At 60.6% G+C, this 15,836-nt stretch carries 16 protein-coding genes; 15 read left to right on the top strand and 1 reads right to left on the bottom strand.

The genetic code is table 11. The features are described from left to right. Window positions 1-2 precede the first annotated feature (2 nt). Both speA and speB read left to right on the top strand, forming a co-directional pair. A complete protein-coding gene (speA, locus tag B2Q93_RS05985; protein ID WP_072039477.1) occupies window positions 3-1,979 on the top strand; it encodes a biosynthetic arginine decarboxylase in 1,977 nt (658 codons plus the stop codon). A gap of 261 nt (window positions 1,980-2,240) precedes the next feature. Next, window positions 2,241-3,161 (top strand): agmatinase, encoded by a 921-nt coding sequence (speB, locus tag B2Q93_RS05990; RefSeq protein WP_040074090.1) that lies wholly within the window; start codon window positions 2,241-2,243, stop codon window positions 3,159-3,161. 3 nt (window positions 3,162-3,164) lie between these two features. Here the strand turns inward: speB and B2Q93_RS05995 are convergent, their stop codons facing one another. Continuing rightward, window positions 3,165-4,376 carry an MFS transporter gene (locus tag B2Q93_RS05995; RefSeq protein ID WP_286932374.1) on the bottom strand — a complete coding sequence of 404 codons (1,212 nt, stop codon included), beginning with the start codon at window positions 4,374-4,376 and terminating at the stop codon, window positions 3,165-3,167. 406 nt (window positions 4,377-4,782) lie between these two features. On the opposite strand from B2Q93_RS05995, the gene B2Q93_RS06000 reads away from it, so the two are divergent. The 13 genes from B2Q93_RS06000 to B2Q93_RS06060 all read left to right on the top strand — a co-directional run bounded on the left by B2Q93_RS06000 (window position 4,783) and on the right by B2Q93_RS06060 (window position 15,823). Further along, window positions 4,783-5,106 carry a Rieske (2Fe-2S) protein gene (locus B2Q93_RS06000; RefSeq protein WP_013098654.1) on the top strand — a complete coding sequence of 108 codons (324 nt, stop codon included), beginning with the start codon at window positions 4,783-4,785 and terminating at the stop codon, window positions 5,104-5,106. Then, window positions 5,103-5,411 (top strand): recombinase-like helix-turn-helix domain-containing protein, encoded by a 309-nt coding sequence (locus B2Q93_RS06005; RefSeq protein WP_286932220.1) that lies wholly within the window; start codon window positions 5,103-5,105, stop codon window positions 5,409-5,411. The genes B2Q93_RS06000 and B2Q93_RS06005 overlap by 4 nt, the downstream gene beginning before the upstream one ends. 10 nt (window positions 5,412-5,421) lie before the next feature. Beyond that, a complete protein-coding gene (locus B2Q93_RS06010) occupies window positions 5,422-6,444 on the top strand; it encodes an aromatic ring-hydroxylating oxygenase subunit alpha (protein WP_040074096.1) in 1,023 nt (340 codons plus the stop codon). Next, on the top strand, window positions 6,444-7,193 hold the full coding sequence (locus tag B2Q93_RS06015) for an SDR family oxidoreductase (protein WP_286932222.1): 750 nt from the start codon (window positions 6,444-6,446) through the stop codon (window positions 7,191-7,193). Before B2Q93_RS06010 ends, B2Q93_RS06015 begins: the two co-directional genes overlap by 1 nt. Window positions 7,194-7,205: 12 nt before the next feature. Next, on the top strand, window positions 7,206-7,994 hold the full coding sequence (locus B2Q93_RS06020; RefSeq protein WP_212476508.1) for an IclR family transcriptional regulator: 789 nt from the start codon (window positions 7,206-7,208) through the stop codon (window positions 7,992-7,994). A 78-nt stretch (window positions 7,995-8,072) separates the two neighbouring features. After that, window positions 8,073-8,999, top strand: coding sequence for a VOC family protein (locus B2Q93_RS06025; RefSeq protein ID WP_286932223.1), 927 nt, complete (start codon window positions 8,073-8,075; stop codon window positions 8,997-8,999). Further along, window positions 8,996-10,183, top strand: coding sequence for an NAD(P)/FAD-dependent oxidoreductase (locus tag B2Q93_RS06030; protein ID WP_286932224.1), 1,188 nt, complete (start codon window positions 8,996-8,998; stop codon window positions 10,181-10,183). Before B2Q93_RS06025 ends, B2Q93_RS06030 begins: the two co-directional genes overlap by 4 nt. Window positions 10,184-10,208: 25 nt before the next feature. After that, entirely contained in the window at window positions 10,209-11,465 is a 1,257-nt protein-coding gene (locus tag B2Q93_RS06035; protein ID WP_286932226.1) for an MFS transporter, read from the top strand. A gap of 10 nt (window positions 11,466-11,475) precedes the next feature. Then, a complete protein-coding gene (locus B2Q93_RS06040) occupies window positions 11,476-12,006 on the top strand; it encodes a cupin domain-containing protein (RefSeq protein WP_040074103.1) in 531 nt (176 codons plus the stop codon). A gap of 9 nt (window positions 12,007-12,015) precedes the next feature. Beyond that, entirely contained in the window at window positions 12,016-12,786 is a 771-nt protein-coding gene (locus B2Q93_RS06045) for an alpha/beta fold hydrolase (protein ID WP_286932227.1), read from the top strand. After that, a complete protein-coding gene (locus B2Q93_RS06050) occupies window positions 12,770-13,564 on the top strand; it encodes an SDR family oxidoreductase (protein ID WP_286932228.1) in 795 nt (264 codons plus the stop codon). The genes B2Q93_RS06045 and B2Q93_RS06050 overlap by 17 nt, the downstream gene beginning before the upstream one ends. Window positions 13,565-13,573: 9 nt before the next feature. After that, on the top strand, window positions 13,574-14,344 hold the full coding sequence (locus B2Q93_RS06055; protein ID WP_286932229.1) for an aspartate dehydrogenase: 771 nt from the start codon (window positions 13,574-13,576) through the stop codon (window positions 14,342-14,344). A 9-nt stretch (window positions 14,345-14,353) separates the two neighbouring features. After that, window positions 14,354-15,823 carry an aldehyde dehydrogenase gene (locus tag B2Q93_RS06060; protein ID WP_286932231.1) on the top strand — a complete coding sequence of 490 codons (1,470 nt, stop codon included), beginning with the start codon at window positions 14,354-14,356 and terminating at the stop codon, window positions 15,821-15,823. Window positions 15,824-15,836: the final 13 nt, after the last annotated feature.

A 15,836-nucleotide genomic window follows, 5' to 3' on the forward strand; every position in this document is an offset into this window, starting at 1 on the left:
CAATGTCTGACGACATGTCTTCATTTTCGCCTTCGTCAGCAGGCGAACAGGGTGTACTACGTTCTATGCAGGAGGTTGCGATGAGCTCCCAGGAAGCCAGCAAGATGCTGCGCACATACAATATTACGTGGTGGGGTAACAACTACTACGACGTCAACGAACTGGGTCACATCAGCGTCTGCCCGGATCCTGACGTACCGGAAGCGCGCGTCGATCTCGCCCAACTGGTGAAAGCACGTGAAGCGCAGGGACAGCGTCTGCCTGCTCTGTTCTGCTTCCCGCAGATCCTGCAACACCGTCTGCGTTCCATTAACGCCGCGTTTAAACGCGCCCGCGAATCCTACGGTTACAACGGCGACTATTTCCTGGTTTATCCGATCAAGGTTAACCAGCATCGCCGCGTTATTGAATCCCTTATCCACTCCGGCGAACCGCTGGGGCTGGAAGCCGGCTCTAAAGCCGAGCTGATGGCGGTACTGGCGCATGCGGGCATGACCCGCTCGGTGATCGTCTGTAACGGCTATAAAGACCGCGAATACATCCGTCTGGCGCTGATTGGCGAGAAGATGGGCCATAAGGTCTATCTGGTCATTGAGAAGATGTCCGAAATCGCTATCGTGCTGGAAGAGGCCGAGCGCCTTAACGTGGTACCGCGTCTTGGCGTGCGTGCCCGTCTGGCGTCTCAGGGCTCCGGCAAATGGCAGTCCTCCGGCGGCGAGAAATCCAAATTTGGCCTGGCGGCAAACCAGGTGCTGCAGCTGGTAGAGATCATGCGTGAGCATGGTCGTCTGGACAGTATTCAGCTGCTGCATTTCCATCTCGGTTCGCAGATGGCTAACATCCGCGACATCGCCACCGGCGTGCGCGAGTCGGCCCGTTTCTACGTTGAGCTACATAAGCTGGGCGTGAACATTCAGTGCTTTGACGTGGGCGGCGGCCTGGGTGTGGACTACGAAGGTACGCGCTCCCAGTCGGATTGCTCGGTGAACTATGGCCTGAATGAATACGCTAACAACATCATCTGGGCGATTGGCGATGCGTGTGATGAACACGGTCTGCCGCACCCGACCGTGATCACCGAATCGGGTCGGGCCGTTACCGCACACCATACGGTGCTGGTCTCGAACATTATCGGCGTTGAGCGCAACGAATACACTGAAGCGACCGCGCCGGCGGAAGATGCCTCGCGTGCGCTGCAGAGCATGTGGGAAACCTGGCAAGAGATGCACGAGCCGGGCACGCGTCGTTCGCTGCGTGAATGGCTGCACGATAGCCAGATGGACCTGCATGATATTCATATCGGCTATTCGTCCGGGGCGTACAGCCTGCAAGAGCGTGCCTGGGCAGAGCAGCTTTATCTGAACATGTGCCACGAAGTGCAGAAACAGCTCGATCCGAGCAACCGTGCGCATCGCCCGATTATCGACGAACTGCAGGAGCGGATGGCGGACAAAATGTACGTCAACTTCTCACTGTTCCAGTCGATGCCGGACGCATGGGGTATTGACCAGCTGTTCCCGGTCCTGCCGCTGGAAGGGCTGGATCAGGTACCTGAGCGCCGTGCGGTGCTGCTGGATATCACCTGTGACTCAGACGGTGCCATCGATCACTACATCGACGGTGACGGGATCGCCACTACTATGCCAATGCCGGAGTACGATCCGGAGAACCCGCCAATGCTGGGCTTCTTTATGGTCGGGGCGTATCAGGAGATCCTCGGTAACATGCACAACCTGTTCGGGGATACCGAGGCGGTGGATGTCTTTGTCTTCCCGGATGGCAATGTAGAAGTAGAGCTCTCTGACGAGGGCGATACCGTGGCCGATATGCTGGAGTATGTCCAGCTGGATCCGAAAAAACTGCTGACCCAGTTCCGCGATCAGGTGAAGAACACCGGTCTGGACGATCAGCTCCAGCAGCAGTTCCTGGAAGAGTTTGAAGCGGGTCTGTACGGCTATACGTATCTGGAAGACGAGTAAGTGAACCTCCCTCTCCCTGTGGGAGAGGGTAACAGACCGCTGGGCGTGTGATGCCCGTTTATCGGGCCCGGGAATGTAGGCCCGATAAGGCGAAGGCGCCCTCCGGCAGGATGCTATACTCACTTGAACCCGTATGTATTACCGGCGATAATTCGCCCCAATATGCGATTTACGAATCAATCCCTTCCTCGTCGGGTTTAACGACGCGGAGGGGATTTTTTTTCATCTTTTTTAAACATCGACGTTAAATGAGGTCAGGACATGAGCACCTTAGGTCATCAGTACGATAACTCTCTGGTATCTAACGCGTTTGGTTTTTTACGCCTTCCGATGAACTTCCAGCCGTACGACAGTGACGCGGAGTGGGTGATCACCGGGGTGCCATTTGATATGGCGACCTCTGGTCGCGCGGGTGGCCGTCACGGCCCGGCGGCGATCCGTCAGGTCTCCACCAACCTTGCCTGGGAACATCACCGTTTCCCGTGGAACTTCGACATGCGTGAGCGCCTGAACGTCGTGGACTGCGGCGATCTGGTGTATGCCTTCGGCGACGCGCGTGAGATGAGCGAAAAGCTGCAGGCCCACGCCGAGAAGCTGCTGGCTGCCGGTAAGCGCATGCTCTCCTTCGGCGGCGACCACTTCGTGACCCTGCCGCTGCTGCGCGCCCACGCTAAACACTTCGGTAAAATGGCGCTGGTGCACTTCGATGCGCATACCGACACATACGCAAACGGCTGTGAATTTGACCACGGCACCATGTTCTTCACCGCGCCGAAAGAAGGGTTGATTGACCCGAACCATTCCGTGCAGATCGGTATCCGCACCGAGTTCGATAAAGACAACGGTTTCACCGTGCTGGATGCCTGCCAGGTGAACGATCGCGGCGTGGACGACATCATCGCCCAGGTGAAGCAGATCGTTGGCGATATGCCGGTGTACCTGACCTTTGATATCGACTGTCTGGATCCGGCGTTTGCACCGGGTACCGGTACGCCTGTCATCGGCGGGCTGACCTCTGACCGCGCCATCAAGCTGGTGCGCGGCCTGAAAGATCTGAACATCGTGGGCATGGACGTGGTGGAAGTCGCGCCGGCTTACGATCAGTCCGAGATCACCGCCCTGGCTGCGGCGACCCTGGCGCTGGAAATGCTCTACATCCAGGCGGCGAAAAAGGGCGAATAACCTTTACGCGCTGAGTGCTGCTGCGCGACGCATGCGCAGCAGCAACACGCCCCCCGCCAGCAGGGTGATCGCCTGCGAAACCACCAGCACCGAAAAGCCAGAGCTCACCGATCCCATCGATTTCATCACCATCCCCATCAGCAGCGGAATAAAGGCGGCGCAGAGATTGCCGATGCCATTAATAATGCCGTACGCGCTGCCGACCGCTTCTCGCGCCGCGTGATGCTGGATCACCGCAGGAATGGCCGCCCCCTGAAGCCCCCAGAAGATATTTGCAGAGAGCATAAACAGCGCAAGCCACAGCGGCTGGTGGCTCAGCATCAGCGCGATGACGGACAACGCCGTTAGTAAGCCGCCCACCACAAACAGCACCGGGGCCTGCTCCGGGCGCATTTTGTCGAGCAGTACGCCGCCGAGAAACTTAGAGCCAAGGCTTAACAGGAAGGGGACCGCGGCAAGCAGCCCGGTCGCGTGCAGCGAGAAGTGATGCTCATCGCGCAGCCAGGCGGGGAGCCATGCGCTGCTACCCCAGAGATAGCTCAGCGTGGCGATTTCAACCAGCAGGATCAGGCCGAGCAGTGGCGTATGCCAGGCGAGGGTAAAGGTCTGCATAAAACCCGGTTTTTGGATGGTCGTCACCTCGCGCGGCGCGGGCAGAAAATGCCAGATCGCACCGCCGCCCAGCACCAGGTTGATCGCTGCCAGGGCATAAAACGATCCGGCCCAGCCGAGGTGCGCCATCAGCCAGGTAATCAGCGGAAAGCCCACCGCCAGCCCCAGCGAAACGCCCAGCGCGGTGACAGCGTTGGGTTTGCCGATCTCCTCTGCGCAGAAGTTATCGCTGATAAAGCGGGTTTTCAGCGAAAAGAGCGGCCCTTCGGCAACGCCTAAAATCACCCGCGCGATGAGCATTCCCATCAGCGAGCCGAGCAGCGGTGAAATGGCACACACCGCTGCCCAGATGGCAATGCTCATTAACAACCCCTGGCGATAATGGAGTTTGCTTTCAATAACCGGCGTTAAGAGTAACGCGGAAAAACCATAGCCCAGCAGAAAGCATGTCATTAGCATTCCCTGTAACATTCTGTTTTCATTTAACTGAAAGTGTTCGGCGAACTCCGGGTTTAAAATCATCACCGAAATATTAACCCGGTCGACATACGAAATAATAATTAGCAATAACAGTGCTATCGTACCTTGCCATCTTGCCGTCATCATGCTCGCCTTATTGATTGATTTTTTATAAATGTGATTGTCACGCAAGTAAAATGGTTCACCAGTGAAACTCGTTGTTTATAAACAATAAAATTAAAATAAGTTTCACAGGTGAAACTCCGCGCACACCCCTTTTATTTATTTCTAATGACGAATGATAAAATTAGTCAATATCTTTTGGTGAATATTTACGTCCATTACTAAAACGTATTTCCTCACGCCTAAATAATGAAAATTTCATATCGCTGCATTTTTTCGTGATCCTTTGCACACTTAGTTAATTAATTGTCTTTTGGTTAACAAATTCGTCACATTGTCGCTTGACGAAAGATTCATCGCTTTTATATTGACCGTATTAAATAAGAAACAGAGTTTCATATATGAAACAAAAGCCTGGAGGATCGCGATGAGCTGGATAGGCGTATGTGACGCAGAACAAGTACAGGAAGATTTCCCTTTTAGCGGCAACGTCGAGGGTAAAGAGATCGGCGTTTATTTAATTGACGGTGAATATTACGCGCTGGAAGACGTATGTCCGCACGCCTACGCGCTGCTAAGCCAGGGTTTTGTGGAAGACGGCAAAGTAGAGTGCCCGCTGCATGAGGCGGTTTTTGACGTCAAAACCGGCCAGTGCCTGCATGGCCCTGGCGGTCGCAACCTCAACCGCTACCCGGTTCGGGTCTTTGAAAACCAAATCCAGATTACCTTTGTCGAGGAGACCGTGGCATGAGCGAGACCCTGAATTTTAACCCGGCGCTGCCGGAAAGCCGCCAGTTTACCCCTCCGGCAGAGGGCGGTAACGGTGCGATCCACAAGCCGGGCGAATACCGGAATCTTATCTGGCAGACCCGCAGCCGCGAGCCGGAAAACTGGGAGCTGCACCTTATCGCCACCCTGGAAGAATTGTTTGAGCAGGGGGCGGAAACCCTGCCGGAACTGGTGAACGGTCTGAACGCCGCACGCCTGCACGACCAGCAGGGCGAGCCCTGGAGCGAGAACAGCTTCCAGGCATTCTTACAGGTTAACGGCTACTGAGGACAACGCGATGACGACTCCCGTACAACACTATCTTGATAAAGGTCTGCGCGGCCTCTGGTATCCGGTTCTGGCGAGCTGGGAAGTGCAGTCTGCCCCGGTGGGCATTACCCGTCTCGGCGAGCAGATTGTGGTCTGGCGTAACAAAGACGGCCAGGTGCAGGCGCTCGAAGATCGCTGTCCACACCGCGGCGCGCGGCTGTCGATGGGCTGGAATCTCGGCGACCGCATCGCCTGCTGGTATCACGGCGTGGAAGTGGCGGGTAACGGCGAGGTGAAAGATGTACCCGCGGTGGATAAATGCCCGCTGGTCGGCCAGCAGTGCGTGCGCAGCTACAACGTGCAGGAGGCGCACGGGGCCATCTTCCTGTGGTTTGGCGTTACCGCTGACCAGCAGCCGGATGAACTGAGCTTCCCGGATGAACTCGCCGACACCGACAATTTCAGCAACTTCCTCTGCACCGCCGGGTGGAAATGCAACTACCAGTACGCGCTGGAAAACGTGATGGACCCGATGCACGGCACCTATCTGCACTCGTCGTCGCACTCGATGGCGGAAGGGGACCGCAAGGCGGAGATGGTGCTGCAGCCGACCAAAACCGGCTTCATCTTTGAGAAAAAAGGGCAGAGCGGCATCAACTTCGACTGGGTGGAGCTGGGCAACAGCGGCACCTGCTGGATGCGCCTCTCCATTCCTTATAAGAAGCGTTTCGGGCCGGGCGGCCACTTCTTTATCGTCGGCATGGTGGTGCCGGAAGATAACGACAACTGCCGCGTCTTCTTCTGGCGTATCCGCCGGGTGCAGGGCTGGCAGCGTGACATGTGGCGCTTCATGTACCGCAACCGCCTGGAGAAACTGCACTGGGAAGTCCTCGAGCAGGACCGCGTGGTACTCGAAAGCCTCGCCCCAAACGCCCGCGACCATGAATATCTGTACCAGCACGACGTCGGTCTCTCCCGCCTGCGCCGCATGATGCAAAAGGCGGCGAAAGAGCAGCTGGCGATGCGTGAAGAACAGCAGGGAGCTGCCTGATGAACGGCCTGCTGAACGGGAAGCGCATCGTCGTGACCGGCGCCGCGCGCGGGCTGGGCTATCACTTTGCCAAAGCCTGCGCAGAGCAGGGGGCGGCGGTGGTGATGTGTGACATCCTGAAGGGCGAGCTGGCCGAAAGCGCGCACGGGCTGCGTGAGCAGGGCTATGCGATCGAATCCCACATTATCGATCTGGCCGATCCGCACGCCATTGAGCAGGTATTCAGCGCCATCGGCGAGCAGGGCCAGATTGACGGGCTGGTGAATAACGCGGCCATGGCGACCGGCGTGGGGGGCAAAAACATGCTCGATTACGATCCGGATCTCTGGGATCGGGTGATGAGCATTAACGTCAAGGGCACCTGGCTGGTGACGCGCGCCGCCGTGCCGCTGCTGCGCGAGGGGGCCGGGATTGTGAACGTCGCTTCCGACACCGCGCTGTGGGGCGCGCCGCGCCTGATGGCCTATGTCGCCAGCAAGGGCGCGGTGATTGCCATGACCCGCTCGATGGCCCGTGAGCTGGGTGAAAAACGTATCCGCATCAATGCCATCGCGCCGGGATTAACCCGCGTCGAGGCGACAGAATATGTGCCCGCCGAACGTCATCAGCTCTACGAAAATGGCCGCGCGTTAACCGGCGCGCAGCAGCCGGAAGATGTGACGGGCAGCGTGGTCTGGCTGTTAAGCGATCTGTCGCGGTTCATTACCGGGCAGCTGATTCCGGTCAACGGCGGTTTTGTCTTTAACTGAGGCCTGGTGAATATGGAAAACGATCGTGAAGTGAAGTATCTCGTGCCGGGGCTGGAGCGCGGTCTCCAGCTGCTGTTGGCCTTCGGCGAGCAGCACCGCGATCTGACCTTTGCCGAGCTGCACCGGCTGGTGGATATGCCAAAAGCCACCGCCTATCGCGTGGTGCAGACGCTGGAATACATGGGCTTTCTGGAGCGCAACGCGCGCACCAATACTTTCTCGCTCGGCATGAACGTGCTGCGTCTGGGCTTTGAGTACATCGCCTCGCTGGACGTGGCGCAGGTCGGCCAGCCGGTTATTGAACAGTTGCGCGACGTCAGCCAGTGCAGCAGCCATCTGGCGATCCGCGACGGGCGCGACATTATTTACGTCGCCCGCGTCAGCGCAGCCGGTTCGCGCATCAACCAGGTAAGTATTGGCACCCGCCTGCCGGTGCACTGCACCTCGCTTGGCCGCATGCTGCTGACCGATATTTCGCGCGCTGACTTTGAACACCTGTTCCCGCATGAGCGCCTGCCGGGCAACACGCCGGGGCAGCTTCACGACCGCGAAGCGCTGTGGCAGATGGTGCAGCAGGACAAAGCCCGCGGGTTTGTCATTGGCGAATCTTTCTTCCGCCACGGCATCTCCTCCATCGTCTATCCGGTGTATGACCGCAGCGGACGGGTGGCGGCGGTGGTCAGCATTCTGGTGCCGTCGGAGGAGATCCCCCGGACCGACCGCGAGCGCCTGCAAAACGAGGTCCGTCTGGCGGCGGATAAAATCTCTGGCTTCTTAGGATATTTGTCACAGGCCAGTTAAATCAGTGAGTTAACGTCAGGCGCTTTGCTGCGTCGGGCATGTTTTACGCCCAATTTGGGCCAGATGAGGCAACGAACGATGAGTGTAACCGGAATTGAAAAGCTGGAATTTGGCGTTGATAACCTGACGCACTGCGCCAAATTTATGCGTGATTTTGGCCTGACGGGCGATGCCAGCGGCAAGCGTTTTACCACCCTGAGCGGCGCGCGCGTTGAGCTCAACCCAATTGACAGCTCCGACCTGCCGCCGGCGTTTGAAGCGGGCAACACCCTGCGCCGCATGACCTGGGCGGTGGCGACCCAGGACGAGCTGGATGCGTTGCGCCCGAAGCTGGCGCAGCAGCCCGGCTTTCGCCAGGTGGGGGACGCGCTGGAGTGTCTTGATCCGAACGGTATGACCCTGCGCGTACAGGTGAGCCAGCAGGTGCCGGTTGAGCTGAACGTCGAGCCGATTAACCAGTGGGGAGACGCCCGCCGCATCGACACGCCAAGCCCGGTGTACGACCGCGCTCAGCCGATCAACGTCGGTCACGTGGTCTTCTTCGTCGAGGAGCTGGCGGCAGTAGAAAAGTTCTACCGCGAGGTGCTTGGCTTCCAGGTTTCCGACCGCTACATCAACCGCGCCGTGTTCCTGCGCTGTGGCCCGCGTGGTGGCCATCACAATCTTTTCCTGCTCCAGTTGCCGAATCGCAAGCGCGGCCTGAACCACGTCGCCTTTACCGTGCGCGACATTCACGAAGTGATTGGCGGCGGCATTGCGATGAATAAAAACGACTGGAGTACCTTCATCGGGCCGGGCCGCCATCCGGTGTCGTCCGCCTACTTCTGGTACGTCAACAGCCCGACCGGCGGCGCGTTTGAGTACTACACCAACGACGACTACCTGACCGAAAACTGGCAGCCGCGCGAGCTGGAACACTCCCTGATCTCCTTCACCGAATGGGCAGTAGAGGGCGGGATTGACCATGACACGCGCCGCCAGCAGAAAAAGCCGGAGGCGGTATGACCTCGCGCATTGTCATTATCGGCGGCGGCCAGGCGGGCGGCTGGGCGGCGAAAACCCTGCGTGACGACGGCTTTGACGGCGAGATTTGCGTGGTGGCGGAAGAGGAGTGGGATTTTTATGAGCGCCCGCCGCTTTCGAAAGCCGCGTTGCTGGACGCCGATGCCGCGCTGCCGCGCCTGTTTGCTGAAGAGGCCCAGCAGGCGCTGAATCTGACCTGGTACCGCCCCTTGCGCGCCACGCAGATCGATCGCGCCGCGAAAAGGGTGCATTTAAGCAACGGTGAGCTTCTTAGTTACAACATTCTTTTGATTGCGACCGGTGGGCGGGCGCGTCTGCCGGGCGAGGCGTGGGGAAAACATCCGCAGGTCTATACCCTGCGCCACTGGCAGGACGCGCAGCGCCTGAAGAAGCGTATGGCGCAAAGCAACACCCTGGCGATTGTCGGCGGCGGCTGGATCGGCCTGGAGATTGCCGCCTCGGCGCGCAAAAGTGGCGTGGCGGTTACGCTGTTCGAGCAGCAGCCTGCCCTGTGCATGCGCTCGGTGAGCGGCGAGGTCTCCCGACAGCTGGAGAAGATCCACCGCGAGCAGGGCGTGGATATCCGCACCGGCTGCGGCGCGCTGGAGCTTGACGATCACAACGGTCTGCCGGTGATCCACTGCGACGGCAAACGCGAAATCTTCGATGCGGTGGTGGTGGGGATCGGCGTCGATCTGAACCTTGAGCTGGCCCGCGACGCCGGGCTGAAGACCGACCGTGGGATCGTGGTGGACGCGCAGGGGCGCACGTCGGATCCGGCCATCTTTGCCGCGGGCGATGTCGCGCAGCATCACCACTACGGGCTGTGCATCCAGTCGTGGGCCTTCGCCCAGAATCAGGCGGTGGCGACGGCGAAAGCAATGCTTAACCCCGACGCGCCGGGCTACGACGACGCACCGTGGCTGTGGTCGGATCAATATCAGCACAACATTCAGATCCTCGGCATTCCGCAGCCTGGCGGCAAAACCGTCGTTCGTGATAACGCGCTGTTCTTCTCGCTGGACGATGGCGGCCGGTTGACGCAGCTGGTGGCCTTTAACGACGCGCGTACCGTCAAGCTGGCGAAGCGCTGGATGGCGGCGGGACGAGACTTATCGGACGTGCCGCTGAGCGACCCGGCCTTTTCACTGATGTCACTGCGATAGCTAACCCGCACCCGTAGGGGGAGACATGACCACATTCGAGACCAACGCCGCGCCCGCAGAGGCGAGCGGCGAGGGAACCCGTACGCCTGAAAAAGCCGTACGCTGGGCTATCCCGCTGTCGCTGCTGGCCTGCGTGCTGCTGGCGTTTTTCGACAAAATCAGTATCGCGGCACTGTTTTCCGATAGCCATTTCCAGCAGGCGATGGGGATCGATTTTGACACTACGCGCCTCGGCATCCTGATGAGCGCATTTCTGCTGAGCTACGGCTTTTCATCGGTTCTGCTCAGCGGGCTGGGGGACAAAATCCCGCCGCTGCGCCTGCTCACCGGGATGATGGCGGTGTGGTGCGTACTGATGGTGGCGATGGGCTTCACCCATAACTACACGGTGATGATTGTTCTGCGCATTCTACTGGGCATCGCCGAAGGGCCGCTGTTCCCGCTGGCGTTCGCCATCGTGCGCCATAACTTCCCGCAGCATCTGCAGGCGCGCGCCACCATGCTGTGGCTGCTCGGTACGCCGGTGGGCGCGGCAATTGGTTTCCCGCTCTCCCTCTGGCTGCTCAACACTTTCGGCTGGCAAAGCACCTTCTTTGTCATGGCGATGCTCACCGTGCCGGTGCTGATCTTTGTGCGCATAGGCCTGCGCGGTATTCGCCTCGACGTGAAACCAACAACCACGCAGGCATCACGGGACGAGCGGCGTGCGGCGCGGCGCGAGCTGTTTGTCAGCCCGCACTTCTGGGTAATCTGCGTCTTTAACGTCGCCTTTCTCACCTATCTGTGGGGGATCAACGGCTGGCTGCCGGGCTACCTGATCAAGGGCAAGGGCATTCATCTGGAGCACGCGGGCGGGCTGTCGTCGATGCCGTTTATCGCCATGCTGGCGGGCGAAGTGATTGGTGCCTGGCTTTCGGACCGCGTCGATAAGCGGGCGGCGGCCTGTTTTATCTCCATGGCGGGAGCAGCTGTCGGGCTGACGGCGGTGATGCACCTTGATACGCCCCTGACGGTTATCGCGGCGATAAGCTTTAGCACCTTTATGTGGGGCACGGGTGCGCCGAACATTTTCGCCCTGCTGGCGAAGGCTACCCATCCCCGGGTGAGCGCGACGGCGGGCGGCATTTTCAACGGGCTGGGAAACTTTGCGGGGGCGTTGTCGCCCGCGGTGATGGGGGCGCTTATCGCCTTCACCCACAGCATGGATTCCGGGCTGATTTTTCTGGCGGTGATGGCGGCGGTGGGCTGCGTCCTGTTACTGCCGCTGCTGAGACGTTACTGAGGAGAGTGTCATGACTGATTCAACCGTAACTGCAAAACCGGGCATTAAGCCTGACCATCTGACCATGGAAGAGTGGGTCGAGTCGCGCATTGCGCGCTTTGAAGGCCGCAAATACGACTGGAACGCCCTGAAGTTCCAGGCCGACTATGACCCGAAATACCGCCGCGCGCAGATGCGCTATATCGGCACCGGCGCAACCGGCGTGGCGAACGACACCAATACCGTTCAGGCCGACCACTTCACCTTCTCCACCATGGTACTGCCGTCGAAGTGTGAAGGGCCGCTGCACCTGCACGACGACGTGGAAGAGGTCTTCTTCATGCTCAAAGGGCAGATCACCCTGATGATTCAGGACGGCGACAACTACACCGAAACCGTGCTGCGCGAGCGCGACCTGATCTCCGTTCCGCCAGGCATCTACCGCGGGCTGTTTAACCACGGCGAAGAAGAGGCGCTGATGTGCGTAATGCTGGGAACCAACAAGCCGGAAATCCCAACCTATCCGGCCGATCATCCCCTCTCTAAAGTGAAGCGCGGGTAAGGGGGCGGTATGACGGGCTTTCACGAACAGGGAAGCGGCACTCCGCTGATGCTGCTGCACGGTATCAGCTCCGGCGCAGCCTCCTGGCATAAGCAGATGGCGCTGAGCGGTTTTCGCGTGCTGGCGTGGGACATGCCCGGTTATGGCGAAAGCCCGATGCTCTCGACCGAACGCGCGAACGCGGGCGATTACGCCGACGCGCTGGCAGCGATGCTTGATCGCGCGGGCGTCTGGCAGGCGGTGTTGGTCGGGCACTCGCTGGGGGCGCTGGTTGCCAGCGCCTTTGCCGCGAAGTTTCCGCAACGCGTGCTGCATCTGGTGCTGGCGGACGCGGCGCAGGGCTACGGCCAGGCCGCGCCGGAGCAGCGCGAGCAGGTGTGGCGCAACCGCGAGCAGCAGATCGCGCTGGGCGGCGACATTCTCGCCCAGACCCGTGCGGCGAAGCTACTGCGCCCCGGCGCGCGCGCGGAGGATATCGCGACCGTTGCGGCGGGCATGCGCGCCCTGCGCCCGGAAGGCTATCTCGCCGCCGCGTGGATGCTGGCCCACGACGATATCCACGGCTGGCTGACGCGCTATTCGGGCACCTTTGAAGCCTGGTGCGGCGAGCAGGATGCCATCACCCAACCCGAGCAGGTGCAGGGGCTGGCGCTGCGCTACGGCATGCCGTTTACCACAATTCCTCAGGCCGGGCACGCCAGCTACCTCGATAACGCGGCGTTTTTTAACCAACAGCTTTTACGTATTCACCAGGAGATAGGCGATGAATGCACACATTGATGGTCGCGTAGCGGTAGTCACCGGCGGATCGTCCGGCATTGGCTTTGGAACGCTGCGCCTGCTGCTGGGCGAGGGGGCAAAAGTGGCCTTCTGCGGCCGCGATCCGGACCGGCTCGCCAGTGCGCACGCGGCGCTGCAAAACGACTACCCCGACGGAGAGATCTTCGCTTACCGCTGCGACGTGCTCAACGCCGATGAGGTGCAGGCTTTCGCGCAGGCGGTTCAGGCGCGCTTTGGCGCGGCGGATATGTTGATTAACAACGCCGGGCAGGGCTACGTGGCGCACTTCAACGACACCCCGCGCGAGGCGTGGCTGCACGAAGCCGAACTGAAACTGTTTGGGGTAATCAACCCGGTGCAGGCGTTTCAGCCTCTGCTGGAGCAGTCCGATATCGCCTCGATTACCTGCGTCAACTCCCTGCTGGCGTTGCAGCCGGAGGAGCACATGATCGCCACCTCCGCCGCCCGCGCCGCGCTGCTGAATATGACGCTGACGCTCTCTAAAGAGCTGGTGGGCAAAGGTATTCGCGTCAACTCCATTTTGCTCGGCATGGTGGAGTCCGGCCAGTGGCAGCGCCGCTTTGAAAACCGGACGGATAAAAGCCAGAGCTGGCCGGAATGGACGGCGGATATTGCGCGCAAGCGGGGCATACCGATGGCGCGCCTCGGCAAGCCGCAGGAGCCCGCACAGGCGCTGCTGTTCCTCGCCTCGCCGCTGGCCTCGTTTACCACCGGTGCCGCGCTGGACGTTTCCGGCGGCTTCTGCCGTCACCTGTAAGGACGCATCATGAAAAAAATCATGTTAATTGGCTTTGGCGCGATGGCGCAGGCGGTGATTGAGCGCCTGCCTGATGGCGTCAGCATCGGCTGGATCGTGGCGCGCGAGGCCCACCACGAGGCCATTCGCGCGCAGTTCGGCGGTGCGGTGGCGGCGCTGGCCTCGCCTGCAGACTGCGCTGAAGCGCCCGATCTGGTGCTGGAGTGCGCCAGCCAACAGGCAGTGGCGCAGTACGGCGAAGAGATACTGCATCGCGGCTGGCATCTGGCTGTGATATCCACCGGCGCGCTGGCGGACAGCGCGCTGGAACAGCGTCTGCTTAGCGCGGGCGGAAAACTCACGCTGCTCTCCGGCGCGGTGGCGGGCATCGACGGGCTCTCCGCCGCCAAAGAGGGCGGCCTGGAGCGTGTGACTTATCGGTCGCGCAAAAGCCCGGCCAGCTGGCGCTGCAGCTACGCCGAGCAGCTTATCGATCTTAACGCTGTGTCGCAGGCGCAGGTGTTCTTTGAGGGCAGCGCCCGCGAGGCGGCGCGGCTGTTCCCGGCTAACGCTAACGTGGCGGCGACCGTGGCGCTCGGCGGCGTCGGAATGGATGACACCCGCGTGCAGCTGATGGTCGACCCGGCGACGACGCGCAACACCCATACGCTGCACGTCGAAGGGCTGTTTGGTGAGTTTCATCTGGAGCTGAGCGGCCTGCCGCTTGCCAGCAATCCCAAAACCTCGACCCTGGCGGCACTGAGCGCGGTGCGCGCCTGCCGCGAGCTGGCCCTGAGCTAAGGAGTCACGATGGACGATCTGAAGATTTTTATCGGTGGCCACTGGCGCCACGGCGGCGGCAACCTGATGCAGAGCCAGTTCCCGGCGGATGGCTCAATCAACGCGACGCTCAACGCCGCAAGCCTGGACGATCTGGAGGAGGCCATCGAGGCAGGCGAACGCGCGTGGCGCGATCCGGACTGGAGCAACCGCCTGCCGCATATGCGGGCGAAGATCCTGCACAAGGTGGCCGATCTGATTGAATCCCGCGTCGATGAACTGGCGCAGATGCAGAGCCGCGATAACGGCAAGCCGCTGGCGGAAGCGCGTGGCCTGGTGATGAGTGCGGCGGGCACGGCGCGCTATTTCGCCGCCGCCTGCGAACTGCTGGAAGGCGAGCTGCCTACCCCGCGCCAGCCCGATCTCCTGACGCTGAGCCGCTACGAGCCGCTCGGCGTGGTGGCGGCCATCACGCCGTGGAATTCACCGATTGCCAGCGAAATGCAGAAGGTCGCCCCGGCCATTGCCGCCGGAAATGCGGTGATCCTCAAACCTGCCGAGGCCACGCCGCTGATGGCGCTGGAGCTAGCGCGTATTTTTGAACAGGCCGGGCTGCCCGCCGGGCTGCTGAGCGTGCTGCCGGGCAAAGGTTCGGTGATTGGCGACGCGCTGGCGCGCCATCCTCGCGTGCGGAAAATTTCCTTTACCGGCGGCACGACCACGGGGCGGCATTTAGCGCACGTGGCGGCGGAAAAACTGATCCCGGCGTCGCTGGAGCTGGGCGGAAAATCCCCGACCATTGTGCTGGACGATGCGGACGTCGAGCAGGCCGCGCGCGGGATCTGCTACGGCATTTTCAGCTCGGCGGGGCAGGCGTGCATTGCCGGTTCACGGCTGTTTATCCACGAGAGCATTTACGCTCCGCTGATGGCGCGGCTGCTGGAACTCACGCGCGGCCTGCGCGTCGGCCATCCGTTTGCCGACGGTACGCATATCGGCCCGCTGATCAACGACAAACATCGCGAGAGCGTGCAGGCCTACGTAGAGCTGGCGCAACGCGAAGGGGGCCGCGTCCTGTGCGGCGGGGAGATCCCGGCCGATCCGGCACTTGCCAGCGGCAGCTTCTTCCAGCCAACGATTATTGAGGGGCTGAGCAACTCCGCCCGCGCCTGTCAGGAGGAGATCTTTGGCCCGGTGCTGGTGGCGATGCCGTTCAGTGACGAGGCAGGGCTGATCCGCGAGGCCAATGACTCGGTGTACGGCCTGGCGGCGGGCATCTGGACGCGCGATACCGGACGCGCCCTGCGCCTGAGCGAGCAACTGGAAGCGGGCACCGTGTGGATCAACACCTACAAAGTGTTTGCGATTTCGACCCCGTTTGGGGGCTTTAAAGAGAGCGGTCTGGGCCGCGAAAAGGGCATTCAGGGGCTGAAAGGCTGGATGCAGCAAAAGAGCATTTATCTGGCGACGGGTAACAGCGTCAACCACTGGTGCGACTGAGAAAGGGTGAGCA

Origin of the sequence: Leclercia sp. UBA5958 (genome assembly GCF_002430365.1) — a bacterium.
GTDB lineage: Bacteria > Pseudomonadota > Gammaproteobacteria > Enterobacterales > Enterobacteriaceae > Enterobacter > Enterobacter pneumoniae.

Excerpts from the sequence above, each read along its gene's own strand:
- B2Q93_RS06040 (WP_040074103.1), top strand. The coding sequence starts at position 11,476 with ATGACTGATTCAACCGTAACTGCAAAACCGGGCATTAAGCCTGACCAT.
- B2Q93_RS06025 (WP_286932223.1), top strand. The coding sequence starts at position 8,073 with ATGAGTGTAACCGGAATTGAAAAGCTGGAATTTGGCGTTGATAACCTG.
- B2Q93_RS06055 (WP_286932229.1), top strand. The coding sequence starts at position 13,574 with ATGAAAAAAATCATGTTAATTGGCTTTGGCGCGATGGCGCAGGCGGTG.
- speA (WP_072039477.1), top strand. The coding sequence starts at position 3 with ATGTCTGACGACATGTCTTCATTTTCGCCTTCGTCAGCAGGCGAACAG.
- B2Q93_RS05995 (WP_286932374.1), bottom strand. The coding sequence starts at position 4,376 with ATGACGGCAAGATGGCAAGGTACGATAGCACTGTTATTGCTAATTATT.
- B2Q93_RS06060 (WP_286932231.1), top strand. The coding sequence starts at position 14,354 with ATGGACGATCTGAAGATTTTTATCGGTGGCCACTGGCGCCACGGCGGC.
- B2Q93_RS06030 (WP_286932224.1), top strand. The coding sequence starts at position 8,996 with ATGACCTCGCGCATTGTCATTATCGGCGGCGGCCAGGCGGGCGGCTGG.
- B2Q93_RS06000 (WP_013098654.1), top strand. The coding sequence starts at position 4,783 with ATGAGCTGGATAGGCGTATGTGACGCAGAACAAGTACAGGAAGATTTC.
- speB (WP_040074090.1), top strand. The coding sequence starts at position 2,241 with ATGAGCACCTTAGGTCATCAGTACGATAACTCTCTGGTATCTAACGCG.
- B2Q93_RS06020 (WP_212476508.1), top strand. The coding sequence starts at position 7,206 with ATGGAAAACGATCGTGAAGTGAAGTATCTCGTGCCGGGGCTGGAGCGC.
- B2Q93_RS06015 (WP_286932222.1), top strand. The coding sequence starts at position 6,444 with ATGAACGGCCTGCTGAACGGGAAGCGCATCGTCGTGACCGGCGCCGCG.
- B2Q93_RS06005 (WP_286932220.1), top strand. The coding sequence starts at position 5,103 with ATGAGCGAGACCCTGAATTTTAACCCGGCGCTGCCGGAAAGCCGCCAG.
- B2Q93_RS06035 (WP_286932226.1), top strand. The coding sequence starts at position 10,209 with ATGACCACATTCGAGACCAACGCCGCGCCCGCAGAGGCGAGCGGCGAG.
- B2Q93_RS06045 (WP_286932227.1), top strand. The coding sequence starts at position 12,016 with ATGACGGGCTTTCACGAACAGGGAAGCGGCACTCCGCTGATGCTGCTG.
- B2Q93_RS06050 (WP_286932228.1), top strand. The coding sequence starts at position 12,770 with ATGAATGCACACATTGATGGTCGCGTAGCGGTAGTCACCGGCGGATCG.
- B2Q93_RS06010 (WP_040074096.1), top strand. The coding sequence starts at position 5,422 with ATGACGACTCCCGTACAACACTATCTTGATAAAGGTCTGCGCGGCCTC.